This window comes from Rufibacter sp. JT3400010, from assembly GCF_054956755.1.
Map to the genome: position 1 here is coordinate 1 of NZ_JBUDXA010000022.1, position 24,203 is coordinate 24,203.

Below are 24,203 nucleotides of genomic sequence, written 5' to 3' on the forward strand. Positions count from 1 at the left end.
AACACGGCCGTGAACCTCAGCCGAGACTCCGGCTGGGAATAAGCAATTTGGTTGAGGAATAGGAGAAAAAGTAGAAGTAGAAGGTGTCGGTTACTCATGATTAAGGGTTTAGTATCTTAAGATGTTGAGGTTTTTACCACCAACTACTGCATCTGATGAGTAGTGATGGTAGCTGATTCTGCTTATAAACTCCTGCTTTGAGGTGTTCTGAGAAAACAGCTTGCGAGGAATAATTAAAGTTCTCAACAACTCATTTATCTGTAATTTTTTTGCGAAATTAAAACCTAAATCATTTAAAACAAGTATAAGGCGCAAAAATTTAACAATTTAAATGCAATATGGTTGTTTTGGGTGTTTTTATATAATTATTTTAATCATATTAAGCTTGATAGGGTGAAGATGTTTGATTGTTGGAAGTGTAATTTTAGTTTTTGGTTCTTGTGGGTTGTATTAGATTTTTGCTAATTTGTCGGGGTGGTAATTGCTTGATCTGGTTGTTTGGTTCGCTTAGTTTAGTGTTTAGGAGATGCTGCTGATAAGCTTGTCATTGAGCAGAAGAAAATAAAACGTGATAGGTGACGTTTTGATAAGAGTAGAAATGGTTTGTGAGAGCGTGTGTGAAATGTGGAAGTGTGAGTAGTGTTTGAGTAATGTTTGAGTGTTAATTGATTGCGTTTTAGGTGTGTTTTGCGTATAACTGCCATAAAAGTGCCTTGAGCAAAGTGTTAGCTGTTTTTTTTGGTGGTCCAGTTAAAAGTGTTGAGTGAACAAGGGCTAGGTTGTGTAGGCTGATTCTTTGGTGTTTTCTCTAATTAGAAAAGTTTTCTGGGGATGCAGTGTTCTTCTTTGAAGCATTAGGGAATTAATTTTAACAAAACATCTTTCTTTATATTGTTATATAATCGTAAAATTATTTATGATTTTTGGTTTTTATGATTGTATTGGGTGATTTATAGTATTTAACCGGTAATGATTTATTTGATAGATAAAGGTGTAATTCAAATTGTTCAATAAAGGGTGCGTTTCTGCTGATGTGTGCCTTACCGTTTGCTAGAAAGTAGAGGAAAGGGTGTTGATATTAACCATGTGATTTATGCTTTTGCGATTAGTACGAGTATATTTTGGAAGAAATAAGATCATTCAAAGATGAATAGTGTTGAGACTAATCGTTTAACTTGATAAAGGAAAGTCCATTATTGTAGAAAAGTCTTTCCTAAAGTAGTCAAATTGCTTAGTACTTACTGCTAGTGCTGCTTCAATAGTCGCCCTCTTGATCATGTCAGATATGAGACTGCATACGCTAGCAAGTCAAGCATCTGATTGAAGCAGTCCTGTTTTTAAATCGATTCCTAGAAAGTAGCTCTTAAATACAGGAGATTTATACCTACTATACTTGCCAGGAGCTATCTTGAAGATGGACTGGTTTCCTACTACTGATTTCTGAGATAATTCGCTGGCAGTTTTTGAGGGGCTTTTAAGGGAAGGCGCACTAAAAATGGTTCGCTTTTAAAAAGCATTTTAGAGAACCTCCTGTGGGTTTGCGAAGCAATTACTGGTAGAGAGGGCAAGAATTCTTTTAGAGGTGAACAGAACTCAAAGGAGTTTGGGTTCTGGCAATAGGGCAAGTGGGTGAAGTAAGGGCTGATGAAGACTGAAGCACTTAAGCAGTAATGCTTGGTCTTCGGCATCAGTAATGATAGGATGCTGGGGCATCTAAACCCAAACTTATTTGTAAAGCTAAGAAGGTGTCTCCAGGTAAGAAGAGAACTCTGGAGAACACCTTGTTCTTATCTGTTCAAAGGGTAATGCTTTTACTTATCTGTATTGGCTATATTTTCTGATGGAGCGTTCTGGAGGTTCATTTTTTGGGTTAGTTCCTTGATCCTTTGTTCCAGCTTCTCGTTCTCAGTTTTTAAATCTTCTACCAGTTTTTTGTTGGCTTGGCGTTGTTTGAGCTCTTCTACGGCAGTCTCCATAATGGTCTTTAAGTTTTCTTTTTCCCAGGGCTTTAAAATGTATCGGTATACCTTTCCGCTATTGATGGCATCAAGAATAGAGGTAGTATCGCTATGGCTTGTCAGAATGATTCTGATCAGGTCTTTGTCTTCTGGTAAATTTTTCAAAAACTGAACGCCATTCATTTTTGGCATCCGTTGGTCAATAATCACTAGGGAGATTGCTTCTTGATTTAAGATCTTCAAGCCTTCCTCGCCAGACATGGCGGTGAAAACTTTGAAGTATTTCCTGAAAGAAGACTTGAATACCACCAGATTGTCTTCTTCATTGTCTATATAAAGGATCCCGGGTTTTTCAGAGCCATCTTCTGTGTTAATAGGTTTAGGTGTGGTGTGATCCATGCCTTTGGTACTGATTATATTTAAGTTGGTGTGGTGCGTTATGTTTATGCGTGTGTCTGAAGCCAAACGGTGTCAACCATTATCGGGCAAAATGCCTGACAGAGGAACGAAAACTCCTTCTATTTTTAATTACAAGCGAGAGAAGCCTCGTTTTGAATGTATGAAGGTAGTGGTAATATCTTAAACTCTATAATTTAGATGTTCAATTTCTTGTGAAATTTATTCTATATGGTGCATAACTGTGTAATACATTGTAGATTAACTATATTTATTCTGAGATAATAGATAAAAACTTCAGCAAGTGGTTGGTACAACAAGTGCCAATCAAAATAGTTAGATGTACGCTGCTTCTTTATGATTTAACGTAGAAGAATGCCTGTTCATGTGCCATTTTCATAATATCGCTGCATTCTTCTGTACGTGGTTTCTTGTATGATGTTAGTTAGGTATGGGACAGAGTACACTGATTTCCTCCTTTCAATATCAAACAGGTCAGGTGTTATTTTTAGTAATTGCTTAAAGTGAAGGAGAGGATGTGAAGAAATCTTTTAAGTGCTAATCCTCAATGGAAAAACTAGGAAGAGACTTAACGCTCTTTCCTAAAGCCCTTAATTTTTGCGCTCCCTTGCAGCGAGAAACCTTACCTACTTTAAAGTTAGTTCTTAAGTAACTGCAAGCTCAGAAAAGCAATATTTTTCAAAAAGGAATTTATTTTTTATGTAAGCGATTGATGTATAATTACCTATGTACTGATGAATAGTAATGGTTGACATCAACATAGGTTTTTGGCACGCGCTTTGAATAAAGGAAGAAGTGAAGCGATATCGCACTTCACTAAACCATAAACAAACCCTTTAAAAAAGTAGAAGATGAAAAAGCTATTTGTGATGCTTTCCCTGGGTATGTTGGTGGCGGGTACAACGTTTGCACAAGAGGCACCTAAGAAAGACAGAAAGCCACGTACTGAGCGGGCCGGAAAAGAGGGCGTTCAGAAAGAAGAGAAGACTCCTGAAGAAAGAGCGGCTAAAAAATCAGCGATGCTCACCAAGAAATATAATCTGAACCAGGCGCAGCAAACCAAGTTGCAGGCCTTGTACCTGAGACAGGCAAATGAAACTTCCACTTTGCATGTACAACGCGATGGGGCAGACGTGGAGAAAGGACAGCAGCGGGAAGCCCTGAAAGCCAAACGTGCTCAATGGGATGCTGAACTGCAAAGCATTCTTACCAAAGAGCAGTATGCTCAGTACCAAGCCGACCAAAAGGAAAGAGCCAGTAAAATGAGAGAAAAAGTAGGCAAAAAAGGCCAGTCTCGCAATGGCAAAGAGCATAAGAAAGAACAAAGAAGTTAACACTTCTGCCTAAAAAAAAGAGGCCCGGTAATCGGGCCTCTTTTTTGTTTGTGTGCTCTTTTCAGTAAGTAGCCGCTAATCGGGTGAAAACGTTTGGCCAGTTCACATTGCCGTAGTCTTTGCCCAAGCGCACTATAATCAGGTTTTTGGCAGGGTTTACATAGATGTATTGTCCCAAGATGCCTTGCGCCATAAAGTCTCCGTTTCTGGACGGAAACCACCATTGGTATTGGTAATTCCAGGCACTACCCTGGGTGGTGTCAATTCTAGTGGATTCTTTCACCCAGGAAGCGGGTACCAGTTGCTTTCCATTCCAATTGCCGTTGTTGAGGTAGAGGCGGCCTAATTTGGCGAAGTCACGTGCACGGGCATTGAGGCAGCAGAAGGTTTTCTCCAAGCCATTTTTTTCTTTATCCAAACTCCAGCTGGCGTCATATTCCATGCCCATGGGCCCCCAGAGTTTTTCCTGCAGGTACTGCGTCACGGTTTTGTTTGGAAGGGCTTTTTCCAAAACGGCCCCTAAAAGCTGCGTATTGCCACTGATGTACTCAAACTACAGGCCGGGCTCCCTCTTCGGTTTCATCTGGCTGATGTTGTTACGCAAGTGCCGACCGTAGTAGAAGCTGGCGGCATCGCCGAAGGGGTTGACGTAGCTTTCATTAAAGTCAATGCCCGATGTCATCTGGAGCAAATGCCGGATGGTGACCTTCTCCAGACCGTTCTGTTTCAACTCGGGCAAATAATTGGTGATAGGTTCCTCCACGGACTTGATATACCCGTCTTCCAGCGCGCAGCCCATCAGCATAGAGGTAACTGATTTAGCCATCGAGAAAGACGCGACAACAGAAGCCTGGTCATAGTCATGGAAGTATTTTTCGAAGGCAAGCGTGTCGTTGTGGATGATCAGGAAAGCGACGGTTTCATTTTGCGCCAGATAAGAAGCAAAATCCACTTTGCGGTTAGCGGCAACGGTAAAGGTGGTGAGCGCATTGGGGGTGCGCGAAGGATGAAACGTGAATGGCTGCGCACTTTTGGTGAGGGGCCGGGAAGGGAAAATCTTGTAGTCTGTTATGTTTGCGAAGTTGTAGAAGATAAAGCGGCCCAGTTGGCAGGAAGAAAAAGTAACAGCAATTGTGAGCAATAATGCCAGCCCCAAGGGCTTGTAGAGCTTATTCATACGCGGGTAGATTTATCTGGAACAGGAAGCTACCAAGGTACTTTTTCTTTGAAGAGAACGCAATGGTTCCAGTCTGTATATAAAAAGTGGACTATAGGAGTGCGAGGAGTCTTAGGCCCGTTTTTAGAAAAACAGCTTGAAAATAAGACCCTGTCTCTGTTTAAGAAAACTGATTGAACAGCAGCCCGACCAGGATGATAAGAGCCACCAAAATATGCGGAATGAGCGTGAAGCCACCCTGGGCGCTAAGTTTGTTTACCGCCTCCTGGTCATTGTCGGTTTCCTGAAGTACCTGTTGCACCTTGGCTTGTGCTTGTCTTAGGTAAAGCCAGTTGCCCAGAAAACCAGTTAGCACACCCCAGACTACGGTGGCAATGTTGTTCAACAAGACCGCGTTGCCGTCAGCTATTTTGTAGTAGTGAATAGCTTGTTCCAGTAGAATAGATTGCAAGACCAAAGCCACAATCAGGGCAAGGGCAGGCACGTACATTTTGCGGAACAGCATCCAGAAAACCCCGAAGAAGAAAGCCCCAATGTTAAACGTGATTTTGTTTCCGGCCCGGTGCTGCGCCAGCTTGTTCAGGTAATAATCAGCGTCGGTTCCAAAATAAGCCCTATAAAATTCTTCCTGGTCATCAAAGTTCGGTGGGGATTCTGGTAGCATACAAACTTCTTGGTAAGTGAAGGTGCAAAGGTACAAGTCCGAGTTTGATTCTGTGACGATTGGGCTATGTGTTTGCCTGTTTATCTTCCTAGGGCTAGAAACAGTTTCTATCCCTAAATTCACTTTCATCTATTTTCAATCCTTGCTCCACGTTTTAAGGCGGTTTTAAATAAAGAAGCCGAAAATCGAAATAGCAGGCTTTTCAGAAGTAAAGCGCAACACTTTCCGCAGAGATAAGTTAGGCTGTTGGAAGTCCATACTTTAATATGTAGCTATTAAACACCATTGTTTTGCAACTGCATGCGTACAAGAGGTCGAATTAAATCTGCGCCGTGGAGCAAAAAGCAAAACATACCTCTAAAAGGAGAAAGTATCTGGTGATAGGCGGCTCTATTTTGCTGATTATCTTAGTAACACTTTTGATGGTGTCACGCAATTTGAACACCTGGGCCGAGCAGAAGTTGAAGAAGCAGATAAGCACTCAATCCAAGGGGTTGTATTCGCTGCAAATGTCCCGCTTGCATGTGTCGCTTCTGGCAGGTTCGGCCACACTGGATTCTCTACAACTGATACCACATGATTCTATTTGGAAACAGTTGCAGCGAACTAATCCGGCCCAAGCGCCAGCTACTATCTCTGACGTGAAAGCCGCCCAGGTGCAGGTACGCGGCATCTCTTATCTCAAACTGCTTTTTGGCGGTACCCTCAGTCTGAGTTCCATTCAATTGAACCGCCCAGAATGGATTCTGCAGCAAATGAAGAAAGACACCTCCTCTCAGCAGCTGCATGAAACCCTGGGGAAGCAGTTCCAGAAAATGGGCATCAGTGAAATCAGCATTAAGGAAGGAGCCTTTCGGTTCAGGAACAAGCCTCAAAGCAAAGCAGAATTATTCTCGGTGTCAGGGGTTGAGGTACGAGCCAAGGGGGTAAAGCTGGACAGTGCTTCCTTTCAGGACCCGAACCGTGCCTTCTACAGTGAAAGCATTACGGCAACGGTCAAGGAGGCCTCCTTTTCTTTGCCAGACGGGAACTACAAAATCAAAAGCGGTCCTTTAAAGGCATCTACAGAAGACAGGAGTATGTCTTTTACCCAACTTAAGCTCATTCCCTTACTTAGTGCGGCAGAAATGTCCAGGAAAGCAGGAGAGGCCGTGACCAGGTTCCGGGTACAGGTGCCTGAACTTCGGCTTGATAAGGTAGATTTTGGCACGTTCTCCAGGAACTCAAACATCTACATTGGGTCTTTGGTGGCGCAAAAACCAAGTGTCAACGCCTTCAAAGACGGAAAGAATTTTCCTACCAAGGGTACTGGTATTATGCCGCATGATATGATCCAGAAACTCACCTTCGGGGTGAACATCAGGACGGCTAAGGTGCGCGATATGTATGTCAGGTATGAAGAACTGGCCGAAAAGGCGTTCAGGACGGGCTACGTCACCGGCAGCAACATTGACCTTACGCTCACTAATCTCACCAATGACAAAAACCTTATTTCCAGGAAGACCCCAGCCGTATTAAAAGGAAGTGGATTAATCATGGGCAAAGCGCCTATGCAGGCCACTGTGCGGTTGGCCTTACTGGACCCTACTGGCTACCATAGCATGGAAGGGACCATAGGAAAAGGGTATCCTGCCATCCTGAACCCCATGGTGGAGCCTACTATGTTTGTGAGCGTAAAAAGCGGGGTGCTGCAAAGTGGTTCTTTTAAGGTGGAACTGACCAAAACATCGGCCAAAGGCTCTATGCAACTGCAGTACGATGACTTTAAGATTGACCTCCTGAACAAAGACAAGGAGAAAAAACAGTCTCTGGGGAACAAGCTCAAATCTTTGATAGCCGATAAGCTGGTACTGAAATCTGACAGTGAGAAAAACGGCAAAGCTCCCAGCCAGGGCACCATTCAGGTAAAGCGCCGCAGCGAACGTTCTTTCCTGACGTATTGGAAAGACTGCTTGGCCAATGGCGTCCTCACCATTATTGGCGCTCCCATGTAAAGGCTGCTTGCCGGTAAGGATCTGCTCAGGATTGGCCGAAAAAAAAAGCCGTTTCCAGGTGTTTTCCTGAAAACGGCTGATAAAACAGTTTTATGTGGCTACGGGTAGACTACTCAAAGGTGTTTACTGCTTACAGACTCACCGGAGTCAAACCGCGTTTCTTCAACAGAGGTTGGATGCTGGGTTCTGCGCCTCTGAACTTCTTGTACAGTTCCATTGGATCGGCGGTGCCGCCTTTCTCCAAGATGTTCTTCCGGAAGGACTGGGCTTTTTCTTTGTTGAACAGACCGTTTTCCTTGAAGACCTGGAACGCATCCGAATCCAGAACGCCCGACCAGATGTAGCTGTAATAGCCTGCCGAGTAGCCGCCCGAGAAGATGTGGCTGAAGTATGTGCTTCTGTAGCGCGGAATGATTTGCTCCATCAAACCAACTTTCGCCATGGCGGTTTTCTCGAACTGGTTGATGTCGCCGGTCAGATTGGTAGTTTGGGTATGGTACGCCAAATCCAGCAAGGAAGCAGCTAAGTACTCCGTAGTCTCGAAACCCTGGTTGAAGGTGCCGGCTTTCTTCATTTTCTGAATCAGCTCGTCTGAGATTAATTTGCCGGTTTTGTAGTGCGTGCCGTACATTTTCAGGACATCTGGCTCCGCGGCCCAGTTCTCCATGATTTGCGAAGGCAATTCCACAAAGTCACGTGGTACTGAGGTGCCCGCCATGCTTTCATAGGTCACGTTAGACAACAGACCGTGCAGCGCGTGACCGAACTCGTGGAAGTACGTGGTTACCTCGTCAAAGGTGAGCAGGGCAGGGGTGTCGCCGGTGGGTTTGGTGAAGTTGCAGACAATGGACACTACCGGAGCCAGGCGTTTGCCATTCTCCATTTTCTGGGCACGGTAAGAGGTCATCCAGGCACCGCTTCTTTTAGAGGCGCGCGGGAAGAAGTCCATGTAAATGATGCCTACCAGTTTGCCGTCGGCTTCGGTTACTTCATAGGCAGTCACGTCCTGGTGATACTTGGGCAGGTTGGGCAGTTGCTTGAACTTGAGGCCGTACAGTTTCTCGGTCACCGTGAATACGCCTTTTCTGATGTTGTCCAGGCTGAAGTAGGGTTGCAGTTCCTGCTCGTCCAGGTCAAAGCGCTCTTTCCTTATTTTCTCGGTGTAATAGCGCCAGTCGTACGGGGCTACTTTGAACTTGGCGCCCGAAGCATCTATCATCTTCTGGATGTCCTGCTCTTCCTGCTTGGCTACGGCCAGGGCCGGGGCCCAGAGTTGGTCCAGGAGCTTGTTCACGTTCTCGGGGTTCTTGGCCATGGTTTCCTCCAGGGCGTAGTGCGCGTGGCTTTTGTAGCCCAGCAACTGCGCTTTCTCACGGCGCAGGTTCACAATCTTGCGCAGTACCTCTTTGTTGTCGTGGTCGTTGTTGTTATTGCCCCGCAGAGAATACGCTTCCCAGATCTGCTTGCGCAGTTCGCGGTTGTCGGCGTACTGTAGGAACGGCATCACGCTAGGATTGTGCAGGGTGAAGACCCATTTGCCTTCTTTCCCAGCCTGTTTGGCGGCATCGGCGGCAGCGGCCACTACACCCGCGGGTAATCCGGCCAGGTCTTTTTGGTCGTCAATCACCAGTTGGTAGGCGTTGGTTTCCGCTAAGATGTTCTGCCCGTACTGAAGGCTCAGGAGCGACAACTCGCCGTTCATTTTCTTCAGCTTCTCCTTGTCAGCATCGTTCAGGTTGGCACCGCTGCGCACGAAGGACTTGTAGGTTTCCTCCAGTAGTTTCTCCTGCTCAGCCGTTAGTTTCAGGTTGTTTTTGTTATTCCAGACCGTTTTCACGCGGTCGAACAGCTTCTTGTTCAGGATGATGTTGTCGCTGTGCGCGGAGAGAGCCGGAGCTATTTCGCGGGCGATTTTCTGAATCTGCTCATTGGTGTTGGCCGAGTTCAGGTTGTAAAACACCGTAGAGACGCGGCCAAGCAACTGCCCGGCATTCTCCATGGCCAGAATGGTGTTGTCAAAGGTGGCCGGTTTGGCGTTGTTCACAATGGCGTCAATCTCCAGCTGGTTCACCCGAATTCCCTCCAGCAAAGCCGGCTTGAAGTGCTCGTCTTTAATGAGGTGAAACGGCGGTACCTGGTGCGGGGTGTTGTATTTCTGTAAAAGAGGGTTGTTTTTGTTTGTGGCTTGGCCAGCCGCTTGTTCACTAGCCAGTAATCCTATTGCCATGGTTGCGAGTACGCAGAGGGTTTTTGTGATCATTATACTGTTTAAAAACTAAAAAAAGCTTGCTCCTGCCTGTTGAAAAAAGAAAGGAGGCTTAAAATTACTTATTAAACGCTAGGGGGAAGACATTCTGTATACATAAATCTTCTGGTAAGCAGGCTAAAGCGGCAGAGGTTTCCCTGTAGGTTTCCCATTATAGGAGCCAGAGACGGCAAAGGTGCCTTGTTTTACCCGGCACCTCCTGCCGTCCTTCCTTGCTTCTGTTTACGCCATAAGCGGGCGGGTAGGAAGCGAAAAGCCGGCCGGAACCGACAGCTTTGCCAAGGCAAATGCGCCTACTGCCATCACCAAATCCCGCACGGCCACATCCAGGTAATGTCCGCCTGCAATCAAAGACAGAGCAATGGCAATCAGCCAGCCCATGACTACGTACGCACCTATATAAGGCCGAATGAACACCAGCACACCAGCCACAATCTCAATGATGCCTACAATGGCCATAAAAGTGCCAGCCGAGAAGGGCAGCAGATCGGTGACAAACGAACTGAGGTAATCGGTCCAGTTGGTGAGCAGGTTGGTAAATTTGTCCAGCCCGGCAATGATGGGTACCAGGCCGTAGGTGTAGGTTAAGACCTGCTGTACCCGTGAGGTGTTCTGAATACTTGTTTCCATGGCGTTTTTCGAATTTTAGGTTAAAAACAGGTTGTTGTTCTGAAGCGCGCTGTACCCATTAGAGCAGCAGAACATCAGGAGGTTACAAAAAAATAGCGCGTTCTTTTTGTAACCTTTGGGCACCTGCCGCCTCTAATACATAGAGGAGCAGATAACATGGAAAAAAGAGAAACATTGGTAGCAGAGGTCCTCCCAGACCAGGAGATTATTACCAGGGTGCTGCACGGCGAAAAGGAGCTGTACGCCATTCTGGTGCGCCGCAACAACCAACGGCTTTACCGGGTAGGCATGAGTATTCTGGACGATGAAGAGGAAGTGGAGGAGATGATGCAGACGGCCTTCGTGAAAGCCTATGAGCACCTGGCCGGGTTTAGGTTCAAATCTGCTTTCTCTACCTGGCTTACCCGCATTCTCATCAATGAATGCCTGCTGCGGGCAAAGAAACGAAAACTGGCCTGTACTATGAGCGAGGAGAATGTAGACCATGAAGTAAACCTGAGATCCATGGAGCACATTCCTACGCCCTTGACCAAATTGCTTTCCTCAGAATTGCAGGTGGTGCTGGAAGAGGCCATCCGGGCACTGCCCGAAAAGTACCGCACCGTGTTTGTGATGCGCGAAATTGAGGAAATGAATGTGGCCGAGACCATGCACTGCCTGGCCATTAGTGAAGCCAATGTGAAAGTAAGGCTAAACCGGGCCAAAGCATTGCTGCGCCAGTCCTTGAGCCACCTCTACAAAAAAGAAGGCATCCTGCATTTCCACCTGAGCAAGTGTGACCGGATTACGGAAAAGGTAATGGCGCAAATTACGGCCCGGTGATTTCTGTTCCTTTTCAAAAAAAGCCACTAAACGCCCTTGCTTCTACGGAGATAATTTCTCACGAAACCCTGCTTACGTTCTTTATTGCTGTCTTGGTAAAAAGAAGTCTGTAACATTAAAAGATGCTGATTCCTCTAGATTGGATATAGAAAATCGGGTTGACTTTGTGCATCAACCCGATTCCAGAATTCATCATTTTATTTCCACTCAGAGGCAAGCAACTTCTCTGCGTGTTTAAAATTTGGAATCAATACCAGCAATTCTTCTTCTGGGGAGCATTCCAGCCAGGAAGATTACAATGCCCAAGCCAATATGCAGGTAATTATCTGCACCATTGATAGGTAAGAACCCTAGCAAATCTGTCATGCCGGAAGACCCTATGGAAACGAACCCAATAACGCCTAGTAAAAAGTACACTACCCCAAACACCTTAAGAAAGGTGGCCGCTCGCTCCGGTGCCGCCATGGCAAACAAGACAAACAAAACTCCACTCACAATGTGCACCATGTTATGTACCGCATCGGCATGGAAGATGGCGTTATGAGTATCACCAACAATGGGGTTAGGGACAAAACCCAATAAACCCACCGCTAAAAAGGTAATCCCGATGAGGAGAGAGGCAGTTTTTGTAGTCATAGTGCAGGAAGTATATGGTTTATAATATTTTACGGAATTTTATATAAAAAGCCGTAAATGTTATAAAATGTTTTGTCCTGATAATTTTCTTTCTGCTTCTAAATTCTGAGTGCCCAAAGCTTGAGGCCAAAAACCAGAATGGCTCAGTTTTACCTGAGCCATTCTGGTTTAGTGGTGTTGATCTTAGCCCGAAGTTGGTTCAACAGACTGTACAAGCCAAAGTAGGTCCGGTTGATGAACAGACCATGCCGCGAGCCACGCGCCTGCCGGGAGTTTCGGAACATCTTGTCCCGGGCTACTCTGTCGCCTAGGGCGTAGATCTGGCTGAAGTAGGCGTCATCCGCAAAATCAAACGTTTCAGTGTGGAACGGCTTGCCCAGTAAAGAGATCATTTCCTTGAAAATACCCTTGAAATAGGCTTGTTCCTCGGCAGAATCCAGGTCGCTTATGAAGTCCAAGTCAAAGAAAATCTGGTTCAGCTCGGCCTCGTTCAACAAAGAATCCTTTCTGATCAATGAGAAATAACCGCGGTAGAAGTCCTCCGGAATAACTTTGACGCACCCGAAATCAATCACGCCCAAGGTCACCCCTTCCTGCACGATGAAGTTGCCCGGGTGCGGATCAGCGTGGACTTTCTTCAGGTTGTGCACCTGGTGGTGGTAGAAGTCCCAAAGCGCCTGCCCAATCTGGTTTCGGGCTTCCTGCGACGGGTTGGTCTGGAGCCATTCTTTCAGGTGATCGCCGGTCAGCCAATCCATGGTGATAATGCGCTCGCTGCTGAGTTCAGGATAATACGTGGGGAAGTTCAGGTGCGGGATGTGGTGACAGGCCTGCGAGATTTCGGTGGACCGTTTTACTTCCAGTTGGTAGTCCGTTTCCTCCAGCAGTTTCTCTTCCACTTCTTCCATGTAATGGCTTATCTCCTTTTCGTTCATGTTCAACAAACGATGGGCAAACGGCTTCACCATGCGCAGGTCTGAGGTGACGCTATCGGCTACGCCGGGATACTGCACCTTCACCGCGTACGTCTTGCCATTTTTGGTGGCCTTGTGGACCTGCCCAATGGAAGCGGCATTCACCGCCGAGGTAGTAAAGGTCTCAAACATAGCCTCGGGCGCTTTCCCGAAGGACTTCTGGAAGGTTCTCACCACCAAGGGGTAGGAAAGCGGCGGCGCGCTGTACTGCGCCATAGTAAATTTATCCTGGTACGCTTGGGGCAAAATGTTCTTGTCCATGGACATCATCTGCGCCACTTTCAGGGCACTGCCTTTCAGTTCGCTTAGGGAGGCGTAGATGTCTTCGGCGTTGTTGGTGTGTAGTTCCTCTTTGCTCAAAGAGGGGTTCACCATCTTCTTGGCGTAATGCTTTATGTAGTTTCCGCCTACTTTGGCACCGGTGCCAATGAATTTAGTGGCCCGCTGTACTTTGGTGGTGGGGATATGGTTTTGCTCTGGTTGGGTACTGCTCATGAAATTTATTTAGACTGGTAAAGGAATTTGGCCAAATCCACGAAAGAGTCCACGGCGGTTCTGCCAATTAGGTCGAAGGCCAAGCGCACGGATTTTTCGATGGCCACATCGGTTTTCTCAAAGGAAACAGAGGTGTCTTTAAGCCAGAACTGGAAGATGAACAGCGTCTCCAGCCACAGGGCTTCGTCATACTTGTCAGAGATGTATTTGCGGTCTACAATCTCGCCTTCAGCTTTGCCTTCCAAAATAATGCCTTTGGCGAACGTCTTGAAGTTTTCTCTAAAGCTTCTTACTTCCTGCGGCGTTATTTTCTTGAAGTCGGCGTGGCCTTCATACAGGGCGAGCAGGTAGCTTCGGTGCTTCTTCAGAACTTCTACCCAGGTGTAGTAAAAGGCCAGGAGCTTCTCTTTAGCCGAGTACGCTTGGTACACTTCCTGGGCGCGCATGGTGGCGTAGGTCTCGTCAAAGATGCGGTCCCAAACGGCACCTTTTACGCCTTGAAACGAGGTGAAATAGTTGTAGAATTCCTCCTCCGTAATGCCTACATTCTTAGCAAACTTGTAAACCGACACCGGTTGTTGCCCGGTCTCCAACACGTGCTCTATGAAAGCATCAATGATTCTGTTTCTGGTCTCTGCTTGCTGATTTATATTGAAATCTGTGTTTTCCATCTTCTTCTGGTTGTCTACTAATCAAACAAACAGAAGAGGGTAGAGGTTTAGTATCTCAGGTATATTTTCAAAAGTTTCTGAAAATTGTGCTTTGCCCTTGTTTTTGTAAAAAGAGGCTAATAACAAGGGTTGATCCTAGGCAGTCCTGCTGCCTCTTTTCATGGCCAGAATAGCAGAGAAGGCAGCTAAGATCAGGGTGATGGGGGTGAAGATAAGCTTCTCTGTTTGGCTGACGGAAAACAGATTGCCTACGGTGTTCACCAGGAAGATGCCAAACATAAACCATAGAACTCCGGTTAGAATCTTGGGTGAGATGCTCAGGCGCACATAACCTGCCTGAATAAGGGCGATGAACAGGAAAAAGATGTTCAAGAGCAGGGCTGGCGTTTCTACCTGGTACATCTCGGTTTGGTTTGTAATTCTGCCACCGCCCACAATGGTAAACGGGATCACTGAGGCTAGAACCAGAACATGAAAGACGATGGTGCAAGCAAAAATGAAGACCATGCCTTTAGATGCAATCCTGCTCATAGGTTCAGAAGGGGCCAGGTGAAAATAGTGAGTTAACGAGGCTGAAACTAGCAATTTCTACTAATATATGCAATTATCTATATTGGGTTATTCATTCATTTCTTCAAGCCTGATTCTAGCTTCTGAAGAAGTAAAAAAACAATTATTTACTTGATTTCATGGCTTTAACAACTTTGAGTGATGGGTCAGTTGCTAGTTTCTGATATTCTGCGGTTTCGCAACCATATAAAGCAATTTTCCCGTCCTGGTCATGGTGAACGCCCCAACCGTATCGTTTTGTCAAGGGGGAGGCTCTGAAGCAGGGCTGTCCTTTGGAGAAAAACTTTTCTCGTGCCTCTTGGTATTCGTTATGGGTTAGATCGTTGCGGTCTGCATACACTTGGAAGAATACCTCATCAGACGTGTACTTATATGGATGCTTGCTCACTAAGTCGAACTGCATATTCGCGACAGTTTTTGCGTCTCCTTTTACGGGCGGGATTTCCCCGTTGGTGGCTGGGCAATCGTGCGCTACTTCAATAAAGGTATTGATGTAGTTGGTGCTATGTGTTTTCATTTTAATCAAAGTGTTCTTCGGGATTACCCTAGACAAAGTACTAAGATTTATGAAGTAATGGTACAGTAATTTCTGTTGCTGCGCCTCTTAGTTTATTATTGCTTGGTTTTTGACTGGCAGTACTCTGTCATGTTAGTATAACTGCAGTGTTGCGCTTTCTTTTTTAGGTTTAATCCATAGAAATGATGGTGGCCTGTCTAGCTACCATGCGCCAGGCGTTCGCCCTTTTTATCCAGATGTTGGTGTATTGCCTGGTGACGGTTTTACCTGCGTTGTTGGTGGCTTTTTCTGGCGTGACCACTTCCTTGCCCATGGAAATAGCCAGGTTCTCGACCATCGTGATTTTTTCCACCTTTCTTTCTACCGTTGAGTAGTCAATTTGCCCCGACCGAATAAAACCGAGTATCTGGGGAACGGTTACCACCTGCCCGTATGGGTTGTTGACCACAAACTCCTTCGCCCAGATCTTTAACAGCGTGGTCGTATCTCCTTTCTGGACAGCCGTCATTTCTGCTTGTTCCAGCCTTCTTATTTCTGCTTCCTGGCTGCTTTGCGCAGACAGCGAATAGTTGAGGGCCGTTATAAATACCGAGATTAAAAATAGGTGCCGCATAGTAGTTTGTTTATTGGTGAAACAACAAAACAAACGTAGGGCTGGGAAGACGGAAATTGGTGGTAAAAAATCAGCGTTTTAGCAATGCTTTGTAAATTCCGTCTGGCGAGTTTGCCTGCGCCAGTAGCAGTGACTGGGGCGTAGTGTTGGAGAATTGCCGGAAGTCTTTGACCAGGTGCTGGTAGTCATGGTAGCCGGTATGCAGGGCAATGGTGAGCCAATCAGCGTTTGGGTGCTGCTCTTTCATTTGGTAGGCCCGGTAAAAACGATTGATCCTGGCGTACAACTTAGGCGTGATGCCGGTGAGATGTATAAACCGGCGTTCAAACTGACTGATGGACAAGCAGGCGTCGGCGGCCATTTTTTCAACGGAATAGTTGCTCTGACCTTCGGTGATTCTTCGGGCCACGGCATCTATGGGAAGGAACTCCATTTTAGAGTTGTTTATTTTCTTCCAGAGATAAGCTTCTAGCAAACCGATGATCTCCTGAGACGCCTTGGCATTGGCCATCTGGTCGTGCACCCTCCTAATTTCAGAGGAAAGGAGCGCTTCGCCATCTATGCGTACATCTGTCAATGGGGTAAGGGACTGGCGCAAGAACTTCGACAGCACGCCCGGTTGAAACTGCACAGATAGGATCTTGAAATGAGGGGAGATATGAAAATCAAATCTGGAAAGCTGGGAGCCGTTTACGGCTATTTTTGGGTAAACCGAAGCGAAAGCGGTGTTGGGGTCAACAGCCGTCACATGGCCCTGTAGATAGAAGACCAGACAATGTTCTGTATTAGCCGGAAAAGGTTTAACCGGAATGGCATCATGCTGCCCAGACAAGAAATGCAGCAGCATGTAGTCTTTGACAAAAGGCTGCAAATGCGGGGAGGGCTGCGTAATCTCCTGAAACACCTGTATCATGACTTGCCTGTGCTATAAAGTAGTATTCGTGACTCCTGCATGATGCGTTGCACTTCATTGTCTACCTGGGCGCTGGTGAGTCCTTGGCTAAAGCCGAAGGGGTGCAGCCAAGGGGGGGAGGGGTTTCATTTATTACACAAGGCTAGAGGTTCTGCATTGTTTCCTGTTGTTCCATGAGTCTGTCATTGAGAAGCTTTTCAAGGGCATCAAAATCATACTTCACGGTATTAGACGTTATAGCCAAGGGAGTACCGTACATGTTCATATTGCCTTGCATCAGTTTCCGCTTAAACCCGGATGCCCGGTCTAAATACTTGCTGGGGTTTACGGTGAAAATGAGCAGGAATCTGGTAGACATCACTTGCTCTGTTACTATTTCTGTGATGTCTGCCCAATCAATATGGCCGGCACTTGCGGCATTGGTATTGTCCGTGATTCCGGTGTCATCAATGATTAGTCCAATTTCTTTGTCGAACAGCTTTCTTAGTCCATACACACCTACTGCCCCAAAGAAGACGATGGCGGCTATTCCTACCAATCTTACTATCTGTGGACTTCTTAGAATTGGGGATACAAAAGTATCAGGACGAAGTAAAAAAAGAATTCCTAGAACCACAAACACCATTGAACCTAGTAGAACCAGTAAGATTTTTGTTTTGCTTAATGGAATTTCAATTCTGTTCATTGTTATTGAAGAGAGTTTGAAGGTTTTACTGTACAAGTAGTATTTTAAACTACTATTTTATATGATAGAATTAAATAACTCTTATGCACTTTCAGGATAAGTGAAACACCAAAATCGATAATTTGTAATTCTGATCTTAGTGAATTTATGAATTTTTATTATGTTTTACCAATTTAAATTCATTATTGTTTATGATTACAACAGAATCTCCTCCAATAGGACCTAGGCCTCCTGCTATTTGTCCTGTTTCATAATGAAATGTAATTGGGTCTATAAAAGTATATGATATTGCATTGTATTTATTTTTATAAAGGCCATCTTTGCTTATAGGGTAATTATTAAATAATTCTTTATTATAACTTGGCTTCATTGCCTTTATAAGAGCCTTTTCTGCATCTAGGAAAATTGTTTCTTGTTCTGGGTATTCAACGCCTTGAACAGCTGCAACAATGCTCTCAATCCTTGATTCTTGACCGAATGATTGTAGCTGTATATTTCCTAAAAATTCAAAAGGTAGAATAACTATTTCATTTGCAGGAAGTTGTTTTTCAGTTACAGGTGATTCTAAAGAAAGAATATCTTGGAATGTGGTATGTCCGGTAAGCCGTTTTAATATGCTCTGTTTGGTAGCTTTGCCAACATAATGAACCTTGTATTCTAAAAAAGATTTATAATTGCCTACTACTTCACAAACTATATTTCCATTCCACCAATTTTGAAGTAGCTTTTCAGGTGAAAACCAAATTAAAAAAGTATTCTTTTCTTCTTGTTGTTTTAAAAGAGAGAACCCATGAATATTGTGAAATGGGGGTAAGGCCTGTTTTTTTGACTTGTCAAGAAAATTAAATGAAACTGCAATGGTATCCTTCTCAGTAGAATCAAGGATTGGTTGAATTAAAGAAAGCTTACACTTTAAAATGTTTGGGTTTCCTTGTTGATGGATTTCGAAGTTTAATTTATACTTAAATGAATCAGGTATTACATTCTCAAATGTAATGATGGGTCTCTGCCCTATTACATAGAGGCTTGCTTTTTCAAGTGCTCTTTCAATCAGTGAATCATTTTTTACAACTGCGAATTCGTATGCTGTCAATGGTGCATAAGCTAATCTGGTTTAATAAACTTTTTCTACCCATAAATTTAGCTTAATGTTTAGATTGTTAGCATTTGATTGCTCTTTAAGTAGTGGTGTTTATATCAGTTTATTTAATATTCATCATCTTTATATTTGATTTTAAAGTATTGTTGAGGGTCATAGCCATCACAATAGTTCTTTAGTGTATTTTTAACTTGTTACTAATCTATGAATATCAGCACCGGGTAGATACTTTACATATACTTTCTTACAATAGGTAAAGATATCCGCCAGATACAGAGAAAACTATTCCTTGCCTTCCGAATATAATATATTAGTCACTATTTTATAGTCATAATTGGAGCTTACCACTTGATTTCTCCAAAATAGCCCTTTAACTCAAAACACCTCGTTTCGCCAACCTTCCCCTGCAAAACCCAGAAAGAAATTGCACCTTTGCAAAAGGTTTTGGTCGGTACCTCGTACAAGGAGAAACCGCTTTTCTTATCGGCGCACGCCGAAACACCCGCGATCATGAAATTCGAAGATTACCATATCAACCCCGCCATCAAGAAAGCCCTGGATAAACTGGGCTTCAAGAAACCCACTGATATCCAGTTCAAAGCCATTCCGCCCATTTTGAAGGGGGAAGATGTGCTGGCCATCGCGCAGACGGGAACCGGCAAAACGGCGGCTTTCGCTATTCCGGTGCTGCACATGCTGCACGAGCGCAAGCAGTACGCCCGGCAAGACGGCATCAAGTGTTTGGTGATGGTGCCCACGCGTGAACTGGCTATCCAGATTACCGAGGTGTTCCATACCTTGAGCAAACACACCCGCGTGGAGACCATGACCGTGTTTGGCGGCGTGGAGCAAGCCCCGCAGATTTCCAAGCTGGAAGACGGCATTGATGTGCTGGTGGCCACGCCCGGCCGCATGTTTGACCTGGTGAGCCAGGGCCACATCCGGCTGGAGCGAGTGGAGATTCTGATTCTGGATGAAGCCGACCACATGCTGGACCTCGGGTTTATCAAGGACATACGCGATGTGCTCCGCCATTTGCCCCGCAAGCGACAGACGCTGTTCTTCTCGGCCACCATCAATGAGCACATCAAAGACCTGGCGTACTCGCTGGTGACCAAGCCCATCCGCATCCAGATATCGCCCAAAGACCCAGTTTCCAAGAACGTGGATCACTCGGTGGCCTACATTGGGATGGATGACAAACGGTTCTTCCTGGAGCGCGTGATTAAGGAAAACGAAGGCAGCAAAATACTGGTGTTCGTACGCACGAAGGTTCGGGCCGAGCGGGTGCACGCCGCCATGGAACGCGTGGGCATCAAATCTGACACGCTACACGGCGACAAAGAACAGAAAGACCGATTGGCCGCGTTGAACCGCTTCAAGAAAGGCGACGTGAAAGTGCTGGTCGCCACTGACGTCAGCTCCCGTGGCATTGATATTCCCAGCGTAGAATACGTGGTGAACTATGACTTGCCAGACGTGCCCGAAAACTACGTGCACCGCGTAGGCCGTACCGGCCGAGGCACCCAGAAAGGAAAATCCGTGTCGTTTTGCAGCCCCGAAGAAAAGCCAATCCTGGACGTGATTGAAGAATACCTGGGCAAACCCATCAAAGTGTTGGAAATTGAGAAAGGCGACTACACCGCCACCATTGACTTCTCCGCTGAAGTAAAGCCCGACCTGAAATCCTTGATGAAGGAAATCCATGACTTTGAAGATGCGACGGCTAAGAAAAAGAAAAAGCCAAAGAAGAAGTAGAGGTTTGCTTTTATAATGATAAACCCCTGTGTTTTAAAGCTGCTTTCTATGAAACAGCCCTAAAACACAGGGGTTTATTTTTTGCGTGTTTTTCCTGAAACGGCTCCAAAATAAATGTAGGGGCAATCCCTTGTGGTTGCCGTTTACTTTTGCTGATGAATGTTTTCGGCTATCGTAGGACAGGTCGCGACCTGTCCGTACTTTTTCTGGGAAATAGCATGGGGAAAGAAAAAAGGGCAACCACAAGGGATTGCCCCTGCATTTGCCGTCCCATTAGAACAATTACTTCCTGCTTTCCTTCTTTCCCTTTGTTCCCGCATACTTCCGGTAGAAATAAACGCCCGCCAAGGCGGATGCGGCGAAAAACGCGACGGAGGTCATTTTCTTGAAGTGGTTGGAGGAACTGGGTTTGTCTTCCATTTTGGAGAGGTCCAGGTAGGCGGGGCCTTCCAGTACGTGGCCGTCTACGTCAAAGCGGCTGCCGTGGCAGGGGCAATCCCAGCTTTTTTCGGCTTTGTTGAAGTGCACCAGGCAGGCCATGTGCGTACATACCGCCGAGACCACGTGCAGTTTGCCGGTATCATCGCGGTACGCGCCGTAGTTTTTACCGTCTAGCTCAATGTTCTTGCCTTCGCCCACCGAGATATCTGCGAGTTTTTCTACCTGGCTGCGGTAGGGCAGGTCTTTGAGGTACTGCGCCATCACGTCTACGTTCTCCTTGATGAATTTTGGAGCCGCTTTCAGGGGTTGGTGGCGGGTAGGGGAGTACATCTCGGCCCAGGAATTTTTCTTGCCCAGAATCAGGTCGCTCAGAATCATGGCAGACAGCGTGCCGAAGGTCAGTCCATCGGCTTCAAAGCCGGTGGCTACGTAGATGTCTGAGCCGCTGTGTTTGCGCCCGATGTAGGGCAAATGGTCGGCGGGTTTGTATTGTTGGGCGGCCCAGCGGTATTCAATTTCCTTTACGTCAAAGCGTTCGCGCACGTACCGCTCCAGTTTCTCAAAAGCTTCTTCATTGTCTTCTTTGTGCCCTACTTTATGCGGTTCGCCTAGAATCAAGAGGTACGGGTCGCCTTGGTCATTGGCGTAGGTGCGCATGGAGTGGTGGTGCATGCCGTGGTAATCCCAGAAGGTGCCCTCGGGGTAAGCCGAGTTCAAAGACACCGCTAAGGCGTATTCACGGTAAGGACCCAGCAGCGTGTGCAGAAACCAGATACCTTTGGGAGTATGGGTGGCGTGGATGACCTGTTGCGCGCGTACTTTGCCGTGCTCGGTGTGCACCACATTGGGGGAGCCGTCTTCCACGTACAAGACTTTGGAGTGCTCAAAAATCTGGCAGTTAGGGCCGGAAGTGTGCGCAGCGAGTTCTTTGACGTAGGCCATGGGGTTGAACTGCGCCTGATTTTCCAGGCACATGGCCGCGCTCACCGGAAAAGGCAGCGGCGTTCTGGCTTCGTCCAGATAGGCGGGTAATCCTGCCCGTTGGGCGGTTTCCGCTTCGGCTTGGATAAAGGCGTTTTCGGCCTCATATTCCGTGAGCAGGTAAAAAGGAATCCGCTTGAAGTGGCAGTTGATGTTATAACGCTGCACCAGGCTTTCAATGAGGTCAATGGCCGCGCTTCTGGAAGAGGTGAGTGCTCTTACCGTTTCCTGGTCGTACTTCTTTTCCATGACGCTCAGGTAAGAGCCTACGGTGGCGTACAGGTTGCCGGTAGAGTAGCCGGTGGTGCTTTCGGCCACTTTCAGGGCTTCCAGTACCACCACCCGTTTTCCGGCGGCCGCCAAGAGATGCGCCGTGGTGATGCCCGTGATGCCCCCGCCAATCACCACCACATCGGTGGTCAGGTCTCCTTGTAATCTGGGATAATTGCTTGCCTGGGCATCTTGCCGCCAAATAGAAGTAGTTTTCATAGAGAAAGTCTTGCCGTTAGAATAGAAACATTCCATTTTTAACGCGACGGAGCAAAAAAGGTAGGCGTTATTGGCAAGCGCTAGGTAAATTTGGGAGAGGAAGCACCGCGTTGTTTTAAACTCACGCGCTTCTTCCCCAATGCAACGCCATTTCCTCCATTCCATGCTGCACTACTACACCTCCAAAATTATTCTGATTACCGGCGGAGCCCAAGGCATTGGCCGCGGCTTAGCGCAAGCGTTCGCGCTGGAAAAAGCCCAGGTGGTCATTACCGATATTGACTGGGATGCTGGGGCAGAGGCCATGAAGTGGTTGCAGAAGCAGAACCTGGCCGTAGATTTCATGCCCTGTGATGTCAGCAAGGAAGAGCAGGTGCAGCAACTCATGAACAAGATTCGGCAGCAATACGGCCGGCTGGATGTGCTCATCAACAACGCGGGTATTGCCTCGCCGGCCCGTAAGTCTTTAAGCCAACTGACCGTAGAGGAGTTTGATACGGTGCTGTCAGTGAATCTGCGCGGACCTTTTCTGTGCGCCAAGTATGCGTTGCCGCTGCTGGAGAAAGGCACCAATCCCACCATTCTCAATATCACTTCTACCCGGGCCTTTATGTCTGAGCCCAATACTTTTGGCTACACCGCCGCCAAAGGCGGATTGGAGTCCTTGACCCATTCCTTGGCCATCAGCTTGGGGCCGCTGCACATCCGCGTGAACGCCATCAGCCCCGGCTGGATTGAGACGGGCCCCTGGCAGAAAGAAGGCCAGCGAACCGAGCCGCAGCACAGCAAAGAAGACCAAGAGCAGCACCCCGCCGGGCGCGTGGGCACCCCCGAAGACATTGCCGAGGCCGCGCTTTTCCTGTGCTCAGACAAAGCCGGTTTTATCACGGGCCAAAGCCTGACTATTGACGGCGGCATGACCGTGAAGATGATTTACCACGAATAGCCGTTTTGCTTCTGTTTTCAGGAAAACGGCCTGGTTTAGATAGCAAATGTGCTTGTTTTATTTCATTGCTGGCGTAAACCTTTCGGCCTTGGTTTTCGCTACACAGAAGAGACCATGTGTAGAAAGCCAATGCCGATGTCTCCCGAAAATCCGCTGTTGCTGTATGTCACAGACCCCATGTGCGCCTGGTGCTACGGGTTTACGCCCGTGATCAGAAGACTGAAGGCGTTGTGGTTTGGCAGACTCACCGTGCAGGTGCTGTTAGGCGGACTTAACCCCTATGCGCAGGCTCCCTTGGCTTCCGCCGAGAAGGACAACTTGGCCGTGAACTGGCACCGGTCCCAACGGAAATCTAATTTACCCTTTGACTATAGCTTTTTCTTAAACAAAGAGACCGCCTATGACACCGAACCCGCCTGCCGGGCTTTGTTAACCGTGCGCCACCTTCGGCCCGGTCTTTCCCTGGAAGTCCTGCGCGCCCTTCATTCTGCTTTCTTCGCCGATGGTCTGGATATTACCAATCCCCACGTGCTGGTAGAGGTTGTACGCCCCTTCGGGATTCCTGAGAACCTGTTTCTGGCCGTTTTTGAAACCGAGGAGATCTTCCGGCAAACCCAGCAGGAGTTTCAGCGGGTGGAACAAATGGGTGCCCACACGCTGCCCAGCGTCTATCTGGACCACGCCCAAGGCCCCCGTCTCATCTCCCGCGGCTTCTGCGAACTCCCTGAATTGGAAGAGCGGCTTTTGCAGGCCTTGCAGATTCCTTACTAGGATTGAGAGATTGAAGGATTGATTGAAGGAGAGAATGGAGTTTGGAAAGAGATGCCCTACCGTCTAACAATAATAAAATAGAAACGCTGGCGCGAGTCTCTGACTCGTGCCTACTGTGCTGGGTAGTCTCTGACTACCCTCGCTGCAAAGCAGCGAAACTACGCATTGCAGATAATAAAAGCTGCTGCTCAAATAACCGTTCATTTACCACCCCGCCCTCCGGGCACCCCTCCTAAATTAGGAGGGGAGTTTCTGTCAGCCACTGTTATACCGCTGGCTCCAAAGACCTGCGAGTGTCTGTGTCACTGCCGTTTCCACTCCAAGTTTAAGGAGCTATGGCGCGGAAGTTACTTCCGTGCCTTCCTACAGTACAGTAGGAAAC

At 46.9% G+C, this 24,203-nt stretch carries 20 protein-coding genes and 1 pseudogene; 6 read left to right on the forward strand and 15 right to left on the reverse strand.

The features are described 5' to 3' along the window. Positions 1-1,811: 1,811 nt before the first annotated feature. On the reverse strand, positions 1,812-2,357 hold the full coding sequence (locus tag ACY0JR_RS17035; protein WP_462635346.1) for a response regulator: 546 nt from the start codon (positions 2,355-2,357) through the stop codon (positions 1,812-1,814). Positions 2,358-3,226: 869 nt separating this feature from the next. Here ACY0JR_RS17035 and ACY0JR_RS17040 point away from each other — a divergent pair. Next, on the forward strand, positions 3,227-3,709 hold the full coding sequence (locus tag ACY0JR_RS17040) for a hypothetical protein (RefSeq protein ID WP_462635347.1): 483 nt from the start codon (positions 3,227-3,229) through the stop codon (positions 3,707-3,709). A gap of 61 nt (positions 3,710-3,770) precedes the next feature. Here the strand turns inward: ACY0JR_RS17040 and ACY0JR_RS17045 are convergent. After that, positions 3,771-4,886: pseudogene (locus ACY0JR_RS17045) on the reverse strand (serine hydrolase domain-containing protein). 160 nt (positions 4,887-5,046) lie between these two features. Then, entirely contained in the window at positions 5,047-5,550 is a 504-nt protein-coding gene (locus tag ACY0JR_RS17050; RefSeq protein ID WP_462635348.1) for a DUF2628 domain-containing protein, read from the reverse strand. Positions 5,551-5,972: 422 nt separating this feature from the next. Between ACY0JR_RS17050 and ACY0JR_RS17055 the strand changes: the two genes are divergently transcribed. Then, positions 5,973-7,544 carry a hypothetical protein gene (locus ACY0JR_RS17055; RefSeq protein WP_462635349.1) on the forward strand — a complete coding sequence of 524 codons (1,572 nt, stop codon included), beginning with the start codon at positions 5,973-5,975 and terminating at the stop codon, positions 7,542-7,544. Between the two features lie 130 nt (positions 7,545-7,674). Here ACY0JR_RS17055 and ACY0JR_RS17060 read toward each other — a convergent pair whose 3' ends face one another. Further along, a complete protein-coding gene (locus tag ACY0JR_RS17060) occupies positions 7,675-9,771 on the reverse strand; it encodes a M3 family metallopeptidase (protein ID WP_462635350.1) in 2,097 nt (698 codons plus the stop codon). Between the two features lie 261 nt (positions 9,772-10,032). Further along, positions 10,033-10,440, reverse strand: coding sequence for a hypothetical protein (locus tag ACY0JR_RS17065; protein ID WP_462635351.1), 408 nt, complete (start codon positions 10,438-10,440; stop codon positions 10,033-10,035). Between the two features lie 156 nt (positions 10,441-10,596). Here ACY0JR_RS17065 and ACY0JR_RS17070 point away from each other — a divergent pair, with 156 nt between their 5' ends. After that, positions 10,597-11,262 carry a sigma-70 family RNA polymerase sigma factor gene (locus ACY0JR_RS17070; RefSeq protein WP_462635352.1) on the forward strand — a complete coding sequence of 222 codons (666 nt, stop codon included), beginning with the start codon at positions 10,597-10,599 and terminating at the stop codon, positions 11,260-11,262. Between the two features lie 234 nt (positions 11,263-11,496). Here the strand turns inward: ACY0JR_RS17070 and ACY0JR_RS17075 are convergent, their stop codons facing one another. The 9 genes from ACY0JR_RS17075 to ACY0JR_RS17115 form a co-directional block, all read right to left on the reverse strand. Continuing rightward, positions 11,497-11,898, reverse strand: coding sequence for a DUF4383 domain-containing protein (locus tag ACY0JR_RS17075; protein WP_462635353.1), 402 nt, complete (start codon positions 11,896-11,898; stop codon positions 11,497-11,499). A 149-nt stretch (positions 11,899-12,047) separates the two neighbouring features. After that, entirely contained in the window at positions 12,048-13,367 is a 1,320-nt protein-coding gene (locus ACY0JR_RS17080) for an ABC1 kinase family protein (RefSeq protein WP_462635354.1), read from the reverse strand. Positions 13,368-13,372: 5 nt separating this feature from the next. Beyond that, positions 13,373-14,038: a TetR/AcrR family transcriptional regulator gene (locus ACY0JR_RS17085; RefSeq protein WP_462635355.1), complete on the reverse strand. Its 666-nt coding sequence runs from the start codon at positions 14,036-14,038 to the stop codon at positions 13,373-13,375. 135 nt (positions 14,039-14,173) lie between these two features. Beyond that, positions 14,174-14,569 carry a hypothetical protein gene (locus ACY0JR_RS17090; protein ID WP_462635356.1) on the reverse strand — a complete coding sequence of 132 codons (396 nt, stop codon included), beginning with the start codon at positions 14,567-14,569 and terminating at the stop codon, positions 14,174-14,176. 142 nt (positions 14,570-14,711) lie between these two features. Further along, a complete protein-coding gene (locus tag ACY0JR_RS17095; protein WP_462635358.1) occupies positions 14,712-15,125 on the reverse strand; it encodes a DUF6157 family protein in 414 nt (137 codons plus the stop codon). Positions 15,126-15,294: 169 nt separating this feature from the next. Beyond that, the gene (locus ACY0JR_RS17100; RefSeq protein WP_462635359.1) at positions 15,295-15,738 is read right to left on the reverse strand and encodes a nuclear transport factor 2 family protein; all 444 of its coding nucleotides are present in this window, start codon (positions 15,736-15,738) and stop codon (positions 15,295-15,297) included. A gap of 70 nt (positions 15,739-15,808) precedes the next feature. Then, positions 15,809-16,651 carry a helix-turn-helix domain-containing protein gene (locus ACY0JR_RS17105; protein WP_462635360.1) on the reverse strand — a complete coding sequence of 281 codons (843 nt, stop codon included), beginning with the start codon at positions 16,649-16,651 and terminating at the stop codon, positions 15,809-15,811. Positions 16,652-16,793: 142 nt separating this feature from the next. After that, the gene (locus ACY0JR_RS17110; RefSeq protein ID WP_462635361.1) at positions 16,794-17,336 is read right to left on the reverse strand and encodes an STM3941 family protein; all 543 of its coding nucleotides are present in this window, start codon (positions 17,334-17,336) and stop codon (positions 16,794-16,796) included. Between the two features lie 145 nt (positions 17,337-17,481). Next, positions 17,482-18,429 (reverse strand): hypothetical protein, encoded by a 948-nt coding sequence (locus ACY0JR_RS17115; RefSeq protein WP_462635362.1) that lies wholly within the window; start codon positions 18,427-18,429, stop codon positions 17,482-17,484. A gap of 516 nt (positions 18,430-18,945) precedes the next feature. Here ACY0JR_RS17115 and ACY0JR_RS17120 point away from each other — a divergent pair. Then, positions 18,946-20,193 (forward strand): DEAD/DEAH box helicase, encoded by a 1,248-nt coding sequence (locus tag ACY0JR_RS17120; protein ID WP_462635363.1) that lies wholly within the window; start codon positions 18,946-18,948, stop codon positions 20,191-20,193. A gap of 282 nt (positions 20,194-20,475) precedes the next feature. Here the strand turns inward: ACY0JR_RS17120 and ACY0JR_RS17125 are convergent, their stop codons facing one another. Then, positions 20,476-22,104 carry an FAD-dependent oxidoreductase gene (locus ACY0JR_RS17125; RefSeq protein ID WP_462635364.1) on the reverse strand — a complete coding sequence of 543 codons (1,629 nt, stop codon included), beginning with the start codon at positions 22,102-22,104 and terminating at the stop codon, positions 20,476-20,478. Positions 22,105-22,243: 139 nt separating this feature from the next. Here ACY0JR_RS17125 and ACY0JR_RS17130 point away from each other — a divergent pair, with 139 nt between their 5' ends. Then, entirely contained in the window at positions 22,244-23,050 is an 807-nt protein-coding gene (locus ACY0JR_RS17130; RefSeq protein ID WP_462635365.1) for an SDR family NAD(P)-dependent oxidoreductase, read from the forward strand. A 135-nt stretch (positions 23,051-23,185) separates the two neighbouring features. Beyond that, positions 23,186-23,821, forward strand: coding sequence for a DsbA family protein (locus tag ACY0JR_RS17135; RefSeq protein ID WP_462635366.1), 636 nt, complete (start codon positions 23,186-23,188; stop codon positions 23,819-23,821). Positions 23,822-24,203 lie beyond the last annotated feature (382 nt).

What these genes read in the sequence shown, in the direction of transcription:
- ACY0JR_RS17085 (WP_462635355.1), bottom strand. Translation starts at nt 14,038, where the DNA reads ATGGAAAACACAGATTTCAATATAAATCAGCAAGCAGAGACCAGAAAC.
- ACY0JR_RS17055 (WP_462635349.1), top strand. Translation starts at nt 5,973, where the DNA reads ATGGTGTCACGCAATTTGAACACCTGGGCCGAGCAGAAGTTGAAGAAG.
- ACY0JR_RS17105 (WP_462635360.1), bottom strand. Translation starts at nt 16,651, where the DNA reads ATGATACAGGTGTTTCAGGAGATTACGCAGCCCTCCCCGCATTTGCAG.
- ACY0JR_RS17060 (WP_462635350.1), bottom strand. Translation starts at nt 9,771, where the DNA reads ATGGCAATAGGATTACTGGCTAGTGAACAAGCGGCTGGCCAAGCCACA.
- ACY0JR_RS17110 (WP_462635361.1), bottom strand. Translation starts at nt 17,336, where the DNA reads ATGAACAGAATTGAAATTCCATTAAGCAAAACAAAAATCTTACTGGTT.
- ACY0JR_RS17075 (WP_462635353.1), bottom strand. Translation starts at nt 11,898, where the DNA reads ATGACTACAAAAACTGCCTCTCTCCTCATCGGGATTACCTTTTTAGCG.
- ACY0JR_RS17095 (WP_462635358.1), bottom strand. Translation starts at nt 15,125, where the DNA reads ATGAAAACACATAGCACCAACTACATCAATACCTTTATTGAAGTAGCG.
- ACY0JR_RS17070 (WP_462635352.1), top strand. Translation starts at nt 10,597, where the DNA reads ATGGAAAAAAGAGAAACATTGGTAGCAGAGGTCCTCCCAGACCAGGAG.
- ACY0JR_RS17040 (WP_462635347.1), top strand. Translation starts at nt 3,227, where the DNA reads ATGAAAAAGCTATTTGTGATGCTTTCCCTGGGTATGTTGGTGGCGGGT.
- ACY0JR_RS17090 (WP_462635356.1), bottom strand. Translation starts at nt 14,569, where the DNA reads ATGAGCAGGATTGCATCTAAAGGCATGGTCTTCATTTTTGCTTGCACC.
- ACY0JR_RS17080 (WP_462635354.1), bottom strand. Translation starts at nt 13,367, where the DNA reads ATGAGCAGTACCCAACCAGAGCAAAACCATATCCCCACCACCAAAGTA.
- ACY0JR_RS17135 (WP_462635366.1), top strand. Translation starts at nt 23,186, where the DNA reads ATGTCTCCCGAAAATCCGCTGTTGCTGTATGTCACAGACCCCATGTGC.
- ACY0JR_RS17125 (WP_462635364.1), bottom strand. Translation starts at nt 22,104, where the DNA reads ATGAAAACTACTTCTATTTGGCGGCAAGATGCCCAGGCAAGCAATTAT.
- ACY0JR_RS17065 (WP_462635351.1), bottom strand. Translation starts at nt 10,440, where the DNA reads ATGGAAACAAGTATTCAGAACACCTCACGGGTACAGCAGGTCTTAACC.
- ACY0JR_RS17050 (WP_462635348.1), bottom strand. Translation starts at nt 5,550, where the DNA reads ATGCTACCAGAATCCCCACCGAACTTTGATGACCAGGAAGAATTTTAT.
- ACY0JR_RS17120 (WP_462635363.1), top strand. Translation starts at nt 18,946, where the DNA reads ATGAAATTCGAAGATTACCATATCAACCCCGCCATCAAGAAAGCCCTG.
- ACY0JR_RS17100 (WP_462635359.1), bottom strand. Translation starts at nt 15,738, where the DNA reads ATGCGGCACCTATTTTTAATCTCGGTATTTATAACGGCCCTCAACTAT.
- ACY0JR_RS17130 (WP_462635365.1), top strand. Translation starts at nt 22,244, where the DNA reads ATGCAACGCCATTTCCTCCATTCCATGCTGCACTACTACACCTCCAAA.
- ACY0JR_RS17035 (WP_462635346.1), bottom strand. Translation starts at nt 2,357, where the DNA reads ATGGATCACACCACACCTAAACCTATTAACACAGAAGATGGCTCTGAA.